Origin of the sequence: Kocuria atrinae, assembly GCF_039531425.1 — a bacterium.
Lineage (GTDB): Bacteria > Actinomycetota > Actinomycetes > Actinomycetales > Micrococcaceae > Kocuria > Kocuria atrinae.
The window spans coordinates 1-9,832 of the sequence record NZ_BAAAQA010000032.1 but is presented as its reverse complement, the minus strand read 5'-3'; the positions used below and the strand labels follow the sequence as shown (position 1 = coordinate 9,832).

Sequence of the window (9,832 nt, the reverse complement as noted above, 5' to 3'; positions counted from 1 at the left end):
CAGGGGTGTCAATGATGTCCCGACTCACCTGTCATCGATCACAGACTGGTTTGTGTCAACGATGTCCCGGCTCACCTGTCAACGGTCATGGGGTGGCTGTCAACGCCAGGACTGTCAACGATGTCCTGACTCTAGACACCCTAAGCTCCACCCCGCGCACAAGGCTCGAACCCTTGCCAACAGAATCGTTGGCTGGGATTCGGGCCTTGTCGCCGTTCTGGGTCCAGTTGAGCGCGTTGGCGTTGACCTCGGGGTCGAGGAGCATCTCGAAGGGCCGGTTGTTCTCGACGCGGAGTTCGTCGTCTTCGTCGATGTAGACCTTGGTGAAGAAGGCCTGGTTGCACAGGCGCCGGTTGGCGTCGTCGCACTGTTGGTAGATGTCGGCGCAGTTAGCCAGGAGTCCGAGGGCATCGTCGAGGTGGGCGCGGGCGTCGGCGTAGTCGCCATGGTGGGCGTCGATACGCCGGTTGAGGTGGTCGAGTTCACCCAGGATGCGGTCTTGTTCTCGCTTGAGGACGGGCAGCGGGATGGCGTCGGCGTAATGGGCTTGCATGAGCCGGTCTTGTTCGTGTTCGAGCCGGTCCCGGTGAGTGGTGAGGCGGTCGAGTTCATCGGTCTCGGCGGCCATGAGCCGGTCGAACTCGTGGTGGAGCATCCCGGACAGGGCATCGCGCTGGGCGGGGCTGATCTGCACGCGGGTGTAGTAGTCCTCGATCAGCTTCTCGACGTCCTCGATCAGGATTGCTCCGCGGGTGCAGTTGGTGCGCTTGGAGTGCCGGCCGGAGCACACGAAGTAGCAGTAGACGTTGCCGTGGCGGTTCTTGGCGTTGGAGACGATCAGCCGCGACCCGCATTGTCCGCAGTGGATGGTGCCTTTGAGGTAGTGGTCGTGGACCTGGGTGGCTTCGGCCGCGGTCTTGTGAGCGGTGAGTACCGACTGGACCTGGTACCAGACCTCGGGTGGGACGAGGGCGGGGTGGGTGCCCTTGTAGCGGGTGCCGCGATAGACGACATCGCCCTTGTAGTAGGGGTTGGTCAACAGGCGATGCACCGAGGAGACCGCCAGCGGCTTCGATGGCCGCTTCGGGGTAGGCAGGCTGACCAGTCCGCGCGAGGTGAGTTCGTCGTGGAGCTGGCTGACGGTCCAGTTCCCCGAGGCGTAGGCCTTGAACGCCCACTCGATCAGGGGTGCTCGTTCTGGGTCGAGTTCGACGGTGCGGACCTCGCGGCCTTGGTCGTCGCGGGTGCGGACGTTGAGGTAGCCGATCGGGGCCTTGCCGAGAGTGCCACCGCTGATGGCCTTCTGGGTCATGCCCTTGGTGACCTCGGTGGCGAGGTTGCGGGAGTAGAACTCCGCGATGGTGGACATGATGCCGTGCAGCAGCATCCCCGAGGGGGTCTCGTCGATGTTCTCGGTGGCCGAGACCAGCATGACCCCGGCCTGTTGGAGGGCGAGGTGGATGGTCACGTCGTCGGCGCGGTTGCGGGCGAGCCGGTCGACCTTGTGGACGATGCAGTAGGCGACCTTGTTGGTCTTGACGTACTGGATCATCCGCATCAGGTCGGGCCGGTCGGCGGACTTGGCCGAGGCCCCTGCGTCGACGAACTCCTCCACGATCGCCGCGCCGACTTGGTCGGCTTTGCGGCGCACCGCGTCGCGTTGGGCGGGGATGGAGAAGCCTTCGTCGGTGCCGCCCTTGGAGGCCTGTTCACGGGTGGAGACCCGCAGGTAGGAGATCGCGACAGCGGTGCTGATGGGCGGGTCGATCAGGCTGGCGGCCGGATCGGCAGCAGCAGTCGTTGTGGTGGTCATCGGGTCCTTGCCTCTCACACGATTCGACCCTCGCGCCCCCAGGGGCCTGGGAGGAGATGTTGATCGTGAGAGCAGCCATCGGTGTGGCTGTAGGACGAGACCCGACCGGGTCTCGGTGCGTGTTGCCCACCCGTGCGGGTGAGGTTTGGGACCACAACACCCCGCGTACGCGAGGCTTGCTGGTGTCACTCTAGCAACGGGGCTGTGACACTCGCCGCTGTGCGGGTGGGTGCGGATGGGTGGCGGTAGGTCTCAGGTGGTTCGGCGGCGCGGCGGTCGGCGCGGCTGCGGCCGGTTTCCTGCAAGGTCAGCCGGATCAGCACCTCGGCGAGCTTGTGCAGGTCGGCCGGGTCCCGGTGAGCCGCCCGCACGGAGAAGGAGCGGTCCTCGTAGCGGCGCCGGTCGGTCTTCTTCACGTAGCCGCCCATCAGTCCCGCACCTCCCCAGTCACCGGGTCAACATCGAGGTCGTCGTCGAGGCTGGCGTAGAACTCGTCCTCGGCCTCCTGACGTCTGCGCACCTGGGCTTGGACGAACTGCACGAACTCGGCATCGCGGTCGGCGATCACCACATCCTCCACCGGCGGTCCGGGTTCTTCGCCGGGCCAGGTGGTCTGCCGGGTGGGCCGGTCACGATCGATCCGGGTGCCCGAGGCGGCCACCCAGTCCCGAAGGCGCGCGCGGGCGTCGGCGAAGTCGCGGTGCCAGCCGATCGCCGCGGAGGCGTTCTGCTCGCGGTCGTAGGCACCCAGCCAGTGCAGGTGCAGCGCGGACAGTTCCCACAGCAGTTCGGGGTGGTGGTGCCAGAACGGCGGCAGCACGCTGGCGGGGAGTCCGTAGGTGTGACGCAACCAGTCCACCCACCGGTTCAGCGCGAGCCATTCGGTTTCCAGGTCATGCGCGGACAACAGGTTCCAGTTCACCGGGTGCGGCGTCTCGGGCACATCGGCGTCGCTGACGTGCGGCGGACCGTCGAACACATCCGGCTCATCCAGCTCCGGCCCCTCACCGGTGGTCGGGTCGGTGCCGGGTGGATCGGTCTCGGGGGTGTGGTCGGTCATGATGCTCGGCTCCCGGCGTTCACAGGCCGATAGCCGTTGACTCCGGTGCCCGAGCGGGCCGGGACGGTGGCTCGAACGCGGCCGCGTCCCGCTCCGCCGCTGCGCGGCGTGGGGTGCGGTCGACCTCATAACGGGTGCGGGCGGTGTCGTGACCGATCCTCTTGGCCACGAACTCCTCGCTCTCGACCGCCTGGCCGTCGCGTTCGTAGTTGACCTCGCGCGTGTAGCCCTCGGCGATGAAGTTGTCGCCCTTGGTGAACCGGTCATGCGCGTGTTCGGCCGATCGGCCGAACATCACCAGATGGTGATAGGTCGTCTCGGTCTGGGTGAACGACCCATCGTCCTCGCGGCGGAAATGCTCCTTGCCGACCCGGGCATAGAACCGAGGATCACCCTTCGAGGTCTGGCTGAGCTGCGGGTCCGAGGCAATGAACCCCGAGAACGATTCCTGGGTGCGGATAGCCATCTGACTCTCCTCCTGACACTCACGCGACCCCGCCGATCGGAGCCGCTGATGTCAGGCAGGTGCACAGGCCACCCCACGCCCCGGTTACGAGCCGGGTCCGCGCAGCAGCGCCTCGACCTCGGCCCGATCGGCCGTCAACTGAGCCGCGTCAGGACGAGAGGGCCAAGGCCGCAGGTCGGTGACGATCGGCGGCGCGGCACGCAGCAGGGTCACCCCGGTGCCGAACGGCAGCGTCCTGACCCGATCCGGCGGCAGGATCGGCACCCGGCGCACCGAGCGCTGGTTCGATCTGGTGCCGTGATCACCCAAGGTCACCGAGTCGGTGTACTCGTCCCTCTCGCCGATGAGCGTGCTCAGGTCTTGGAGGTCGCGGGAGTTGGAGGCGCCGCCGAGGATGACCTTGACGATGCTGGCGTCCCAGATGGCGCCGGCGGCGTTGTCGGACCACTTCTCCCGCGCCTGGGCGAGGGACTGCAACACGGGCAGCGTCGTGATGCCGGTGCCACCACCCTCCGCCATCAGCGTCGGCAGGGAGGGCAGCGGTGCGAGGTTGCCGATCTCATCGAGTGCCAGCAGCAGTGGTGGGTCGAGGCGGGCACCGGGTGAGCGGGCGGCGATCCGGCGGGCGGTTTCGATGAGGTCTTCAACGAACGCCGCCACGAGTGCAGCGGAAGCTCCGGCTCCGGCTCCTGTTGCGAGTAGGTAGAGGGTGCCGCGGTCTTGGATGAAGGTCTTGGGGTCGAAGTCCTCACCCGGCCCCGGCGACACCGCGTCCAGCACCCGCGGGTCGGCCAGGGCACCGAGGGCCAGCGCCACGCCCTGCCAGATGGAGTCGCGGGTCTTTGGGTCCGAATCGATCATCGCCCCGAGCGAGTCCGCCCACCCCGTCGCCGCCTGGGTGCTGTTGGTGAGGATGGCGACGGCTTCGGCTGCGGCCGTGGGGTCGAGGGTCCAGCGAAACAACTCTGAGGGTGGCCGTCCGTCGAGGGCGGCGGCGTGCAGCAAGGCTTGGAGGGCCGTGCGGGTCTTGCCTTCCCAGAACCCGCCAGACTCCACCCCGCCCGCTGACAGGCCGGTGGCGGAGGCGAGGCCGGTGGCGCGGATCATCGCCGTGAGTGGGTCGTTGCAGCCGCGAATCGGTGACCAGCGCATTCCGGCGGGGATGCCCTCGGCGAGATGCTGGGGGTCGAACACCGCCACCGGTCGTCCATCGCGCTCTCGGGCGCGGAGGGTGGCAGTGAGGTTGTCAGGCCGCGTCGATGTGGTCACCACGGCGCCAGGTGCGTCCAAGATGGCGTTGATGACCACATGCAGGCCTTTGCCGGAGCGGGGTGGGCCGATGAGCAGGATCGAGTCCTCCACGCTCGCCCACACCTGCTTGCCTCGTGAACGACCGAGCAGATAGCCGACCTCGGCTGGAGCCGGGTCGTTCAGCGAGGGGCGCAGCGGGGAAGCGCGCTTCAAGAGTGCCCTGCCCGAGGCGGTCTGGGCGACCTCGTGGGCGGTCGCCGTGCCGGCCAGGCGCCGCGGGTCAGTCTCGACCCTGCGCGAGTGGCGACGCAGCCGCACCCACACCCACCCGCCACCGGTGACGAGGCAACCGAGCAGGACCGCGGTGACAAGCCAGTAAACGACCGGGCTCAGTCCCTCGGCATCAAGCGCAGCGGCGGGGTCGGCGGGGTTGAACAGCACCCCGAGCCCGGACGCGGGTCCGGCGGCGGGTTGGGGTGTGCCGGTCAGGAACGCCGCCACACTGCCGGCGGCGCGCAGGATCAGCGCGGCGCCGAACGCGCCGATCAGGGCGATGATGGCGGCGTTGGTCAGCTCATCGCCCATGCTCCCGGTCTGCCGCTGCCCGCTCATCGTGGAACCCGCCGGATGTGCAGGGTGCCTGAGACCCGGCCCAGCAACACGACCTCACCGGCGCCGCCGGCCAGGACAGGCGCGAGCTGGTCGGCGTCGATCAGGGCGCGGGCGTGGCCGGTGCCGGTGGCATCGGTGTGAGAGACGACGACGGCGACCGCGATGTCCTCACCGGGTACGAACCGCTCCCCGGTGACCTCCACCAGCTCCGGCACCTGCTTGGTCTTGGTGTACTTGCCACGCTGTTCCTGCGGCTTGGCCTCTGCGGGTTGTGGCGGTGTGGGTTTGCGAGCGCGGATGAGGTCGGTGAACACGGACCCGTCGACCTCGCGGACCTCGATCCGCACCGCGATGGTGCGGTCCGCGGTGACGGCATCCATCAGCTCGCCGAAGGTGCTCCGCTTCCAGACCTTCCCTTCCGCCGGGGGTGGCAACGGTGCGCCGTCGACGGTGACGCCCAGGGCACCGTTTTCGGCGACCGTGACGATGACGTGTGGCAGCAGAACCGGGGTCTCGGCGGGGTCCTGCCCGGTGGTGCGGCGTGGCTTCTTCGACGCCATCACATGACCCCCTGCGTGAGGCGGGAGCTGGTGTCGAACAGTCCCAGCTCGGCGGGGTGGAGCTGATGCTGGGTCACGAAGGAGCGATCCTTGATCCGCCACAACCCCTGACCCACGCCCAGCGACGGGAGGAGTCTCTGCTCGGTGCCGGTGAGTCCGAGCGCGGTGGCGGTGGGTCCGAGCTGGTCGGATTCCTGCCGATACACGATCCGCGTCTCCGCATTCGCCAGGAGTGAGTTGGCGAGGGAGCGCATGGCTGAGCCGTGGTCGCCGACGTTGTCGAGGTCGGAGAGCTTGTGGAAGATCAGCATGTTCGCGATCCCGTAATGCCTGGCGAGCCGCCAGTGCGCGTCCATGCGCTTGAGCAGGGCCGGGTGGGACATGAGCCGCCAGGCCTCGTCGTAGATCACCCACCGCTGCCCTCCTGCCGGGTCCAGCAGTGCGGACTCCATCCACGCCGACGAGCACGTCATCAGCACGCTGATTAGCGTGGAGTTCTCGGTGACGCGGGAGAGGTCGAGGCTGATCATCGGCAGTGACGGGTCGAAGGTGACGGTGGAGGGGCCGTCGAAGAGCCCCTGGAGGTCACCAGAGACCAGGCGGCGCAGGGCGTGGCCGACGAGCCGACCATCCTCAGCCAGCCGACCGTCGGTGTCATCTTCTGAGCTGCTGGGTTCAAGGATGTGGTCGACGACCATCGGCAGGATCGGCACATCGTTCCCCCGCACCGTCGCGGTCAACGCGAGGTCGATGGCGGTGTGCTCCAACGGCGTCAGCCCCCGCGCCAAGACCGTCTCGGCCAGCGCACCGATGAGGTCACGACGCCGCGAGGCAACGGTCGTCGCCCACTGCTCATCGGTGAGACCACCGGGGCGGTGGCCTTCGTCGAGGGGGTTGAGGCGGGTGTTGAGGCCGTGGCCGAGGACGATCGCGCGTCCGCCGACCGCGTTCGCGACGGCGGTGTGTTCGCCTTTGGGGTCGCCGGGGACGTAGACCCTGCGTCCGAACGGCAGGCTGCGGGTGTAGAGGGATTTGGCGAGGGAGGACTTGCCGGAGCCGACGATCCCGGCGAGAACGACGTTGGGTGCAGTGATGATGCCCCGGGCGTACAAGACCCAGGGGTCGTAGACGAAGCTGCCACCGGAGTAGAGGTCTTGGCCGACGAACACGCCATCACTGCCGAGTCCGCCTTCGGCGACGAACGGATACGCCCCCGCCAACGTGGCCGATGTGTCCTGGTGGCGTGGGAGGCGGAACCGACCCGATGACCTGAGCGCAGCGGGGCCGGGTTCACCGGCAACGGGCAGATACTGAACGGCGCGGCGCTCGGCCCGCTCAGCCTCGGCCTTCGCGCGCGCGGCGGCCTTCTCGGCCGCGTGCTGCTCGGCCTGGAGCCTTGCTGCGGCCTTCCGGCGCTGCTTGCGGAGCCGGCGGCGCTCGGCGGCGGGGGCGACCAGGACAGAGGTGTGCAGCCGCTCCCGCTCGTCTCCCTCGCCGGTCATAGTGACAGCCCCCGTTCCGAACCGGCCGAATTACCAGAGGGGGTGGCGTACCAGTCGCGGTCCGCGCCCAACGCCACACGTCGTGCCTCACGCCCCTCGTACGCCGGCGGCATCTGCTGCGCGCGCGGCGACGGTCTCGTCCTGGTGTTCGCTGGGACGCGCGGGTCTTCCAGGAGTGCCGGGTCGGGTGGGGCGTCGAGCTGTCGGTAGAGGCCGACATGTCCGAGGGTGTGGTTGTAGGTCAATGCGTACATATCAGCGGTCGCAGTCCGCTCCATCGCCCCGGCCGGTGGTTGGCCGTCGTAGACGTAGCCGTTCTCCAACGCCGCATCGGTGGTCTCGTCGCCGTAGTCCCAGCTCTTCAGGTGTTCGATAGCGGCGTCGGTGCCGTCGCGGTCGATCGTGTCGAGCACCCGGTCGGCTTCGTCGCCTTGGAGGAAGACCACGTTGATCCATCGTTGTGAGGCCGCACCCTCGCCAGGCCGGGCGGGGCCGTGCTCGGCCAGTTCGGTCAAGGTGTCGGTGTTGGTGCAGGCGGCTTCGGCCACCCAGGTCGGGAACAGGCCCTCGTGCTCCGGCCTGGTGCCGGGGTGGTCGAGTGCGTACTGGCGGGTCTCACCGGCGGCACTCAGGTAGGTCGAGAGGTCACGGAGCGCGTGGTCGGGGTCGACGGGGGTGCCGGCACCCGTAAACAGGTCCCGGCCCTCCACCGTCTGGTCGGTGGTGGTATCGGTGATCCGGTAGGCGTAGCGCTGATGCTCACCCACCGGCGCATCCGGCCACACCGTCAACGCGAGCGTTTCCGCATTCACGGTCGTGATGGCGGGGTCACCGCCGAGGCGGGCGGCCAGCCGTTCCCGCTGGAAGTCTCTGTCGACGACGGATTCGGGGTGCCAGGCGATCCGCCCGGAGTGTGAGAACGCCGCGTCGAGCCGGTCGTACGCCTGATCCAGCAGCGTGTCGGCCTGGTGCAGCTCATCGGCCGCAGCCAGCGCGGATGTCGCACCGGCGGCGGGGTTGCCGTCATCGTCGAACGCCCGATCCCGGGCGTTCAGGTGGGTACTGGCGAGCTGGTCGAGCACTTGGCGCAGCGACCGCACCCCCGAAATGAGTTCACCGAAAACTTGGTAGGTGTCGGCCGGGTCATCGAACACGCGGGATGCGTGGGCCAGGCCCCGCAGCGCCTCGGAGGCTTCGGCCGCATCGGCGAGCGGGTCGTGGAACGTCGGCATGGGAGCGCCTTTCTGACCTGGGATGTGTCAGACAGGTGCACGACGATCTCCCCGGAGATGTCCGTGGTCCGGCGTAGCGTGAGAACCGAGGACGCGAGGGTGCGAGGAGAAGTCAGATGAGCGCGAGTCAGTACCGAGGACAGCTCGAACGCAAGCGCAAGCAGCGGGTCGAGGCGGAGAAGAAGGCCGGGGACTACCGATCGAAAGAGTCCTCGAAGCGAGCCGAGGCAGCCAAGGCCCGCCAGGCAGCTGCGAAGACCAAGAGCGAGTCCACGATGAAGAGCAAGCTTCGTGAGGCCGAGCGGAGGGACAAGGAGGCGGATACCGCGGGGAAGGAAGCGGGGCGCTGGCAGACGAAGGCCGCCGGCTACGCGAAAGAAGAGTCATCGTTGCAGACCAAGCTCACGCGGGCGGAGCGGTCCGAAGCCGATGCCGCCGAACGACGGCGTAAGCGAGAGCAGCAGCAAGCCGACCGCCGTGCCGCCGCCGAGAAGGCCGCCCTCGACTCGCGCATCAGCCAGACCGAATCCGCCGTGGATCACGCTCTACGCCAACTGCCCGCGCCGAAGCCCGAGAAGCTCCGGGTGCTCATCCTCGGCGCGTCGTCCGAGGGGGACCTGCGCGTGGGTCGCGAGCAGAAACGCATCCGATCAGCGGTCGAATCCGCGCTGCATCGTGATCAGATCGACCTCGATGTTCGTCCTGCCGCCACGACCGACGACCTTCTCGACGGGATCACGAAGTTCCGCCCCCACGTGGTGCACTTCTCCGGACACAGCGACGACGACCTCATCTGGTTCGAGGACGAGCAGGACGAACCCCACGAAGGCGTGATCGTCACCGCCACGGCTTTCGCGAACGCCATCCGAGCCACCGACGACCCGCCACTGCTGGTCCTGCTGAACTCCTGCAACTCCGCATCACAGATCGATGCCCTCGTGGAGCAAGTCGTGCCGTTCGCCATCGGGATGGCCGATGAGATCGACGACGGCGACGCGATCAACTACGCAGCTCAGTTCTACGCCTCCATTGCCAACGGCCAATCCATCAACTCGGCCCACCTGGCCGGAAAGGTCCGCCTCGAACTCGACGGCCTCGATGGCGCCGAACTCCCGACACTGGCCTGGGCTCCCGACGTCGACCCGGCCGCGACCATCCTCGTCAAGCCAACCGACGCGGAGTAACAGTCATACGCGACGGCACAGCGGCATTGCGGCGGCGGTGAACGCCGCGGCCTGCTGGCCGACCAGCAGTCGGGTCTCGCAGGAGGGACTGTCAGAAGAACGGTGTGTGAGGGTCCGGCCTGATCCGAGAGGAGACGGCCGTGGCTGACACG

Annotated in this window: 8 protein-coding genes and 1 pseudogene; 1 reads left to right on the top strand and 8 read right to left on the bottom strand. The window is 68.1% G+C overall.

From position 1 onward, the window contains the following. Window positions 1–85: 85 nt before the first annotated feature. The 8 genes and pseudogenes from ABD283_RS12570 to ABD283_RS12535 all read right to left on the bottom strand — a co-directional run. A complete protein-coding gene (locus ABD283_RS12570; protein ID WP_344225334.1) occupies window positions 86–1,813 on the bottom strand; it encodes a recombinase family protein in 1,728 nt (575 codons plus the stop codon). A gap of 185 nt (window positions 1,814–1,998) precedes the next feature. Continuing rightward, entirely contained in the window at window positions 1,999–2,241 is a 243-nt protein-coding gene (locus tag ABD283_RS12565; RefSeq protein ID WP_344225333.1) for a hypothetical protein, read from the bottom strand. Further along, complete coding sequence (locus tag ABD283_RS12560; protein ID WP_344225332.1) at window positions 2,241–2,873, bottom strand: hypothetical protein; 633 nt, start codon at window positions 2,871–2,873, stop codon at window positions 2,241–2,243. Before ABD283_RS12560 ends, ABD283_RS12565 begins: the two co-directional genes overlap by 1 nt. 19 nt (window positions 2,874–2,892) lie before the next feature. After that, a complete protein-coding gene (locus ABD283_RS12555) occupies window positions 2,893–3,339 on the bottom strand; it encodes a single-stranded DNA-binding protein (RefSeq protein ID WP_344225331.1) in 447 nt (148 codons plus the stop codon). 84 nt (window positions 3,340–3,423) lie between these two features. Continuing rightward, a complete protein-coding gene (locus ABD283_RS12550; RefSeq protein ID WP_344225330.1) occupies window positions 3,424–5,175 on the bottom strand; it encodes a type IV secretory system conjugative DNA transfer family protein in 1,752 nt (583 codons plus the stop codon). A 23-nt stretch (window positions 5,176–5,198) separates the two neighbouring features. Further along, window positions 5,199–5,762, bottom strand: a complete 564-nt coding sequence (locus ABD283_RS12545) for a hypothetical protein (RefSeq protein WP_344225329.1) — start codon at window positions 5,760–5,762, stop codon at window positions 5,199–5,201. After that, entirely contained in the window at window positions 5,762–7,264 is a 1,503-nt protein-coding gene (locus ABD283_RS12540) for an ATP-binding protein (protein ID WP_344225328.1), read from the bottom strand. The genes ABD283_RS12545 and ABD283_RS12540 overlap by 1 nt, the downstream gene beginning before the upstream one ends. A gap of 866 nt (window positions 7,265–8,130) precedes the next feature. Continuing rightward, window positions 8,131–8,496 (bottom strand): annotated as a pseudogene (locus tag ABD283_RS12535) (hypothetical protein); the annotation flags it as partial. Between the two features lie 116 nt (window positions 8,497–8,612). Between ABD283_RS12535 and ABD283_RS12530 the strand changes: the two are divergent. Beyond that, on the top strand, window positions 8,613–9,680 hold the full coding sequence (locus ABD283_RS12530) for a CHAT domain-containing protein (protein WP_344225327.1): 1,068 nt from the start codon (window positions 8,613–8,615) through the stop codon (window positions 9,678–9,680). Window positions 9,681–9,832: the final 152 nt, after the last annotated feature.

Coding starts and splice junctions, on each gene's coding strand:
- ABD283_RS12560 (WP_344225332.1), bottom strand. CDS start 2,873: ATGACCGACCACACCCCCGAGACCGATCCACCCGGCACCGACCCGACC.
- ABD283_RS12530 (WP_344225327.1), top strand. CDS start 8,613: ATGAGCGCGAGTCAGTACCGAGGACAGCTCGAACGCAAGCGCAAGCAG.
- ABD283_RS12555 (WP_344225331.1), bottom strand. CDS start 3,339: ATGGCTATCCGCACCCAGGAATCGTTCTCGGGGTTCATTGCCTCGGAC.
- ABD283_RS12570 (WP_344225334.1), bottom strand. CDS start 1,813: ATGACCACCACAACGACTGCTGCTGCCGATCCGGCCGCCAGCCTGATC.
- ABD283_RS12540 (WP_344225328.1), bottom strand. CDS start 7,264: ATGACCGGCGAGGGAGACGAGCGGGAGCGGCTGCACACCTCTGTCCTG.
- ABD283_RS12545 (WP_344225329.1), bottom strand. CDS start 5,762: ATGGCGTCGAAGAAGCCACGCCGCACCACCGGGCAGGACCCCGCCGAG.
- ABD283_RS12550 (WP_344225330.1), bottom strand. CDS start 5,175: ATGGGCGATGAGCTGACCAACGCCGCCATCATCGCCCTGATCGGCGCG.
- ABD283_RS12565 (WP_344225333.1), bottom strand. CDS start 2,241: ATGGGCGGCTACGTGAAGAAGACCGACCGGCGCCGCTACGAGGACCGC.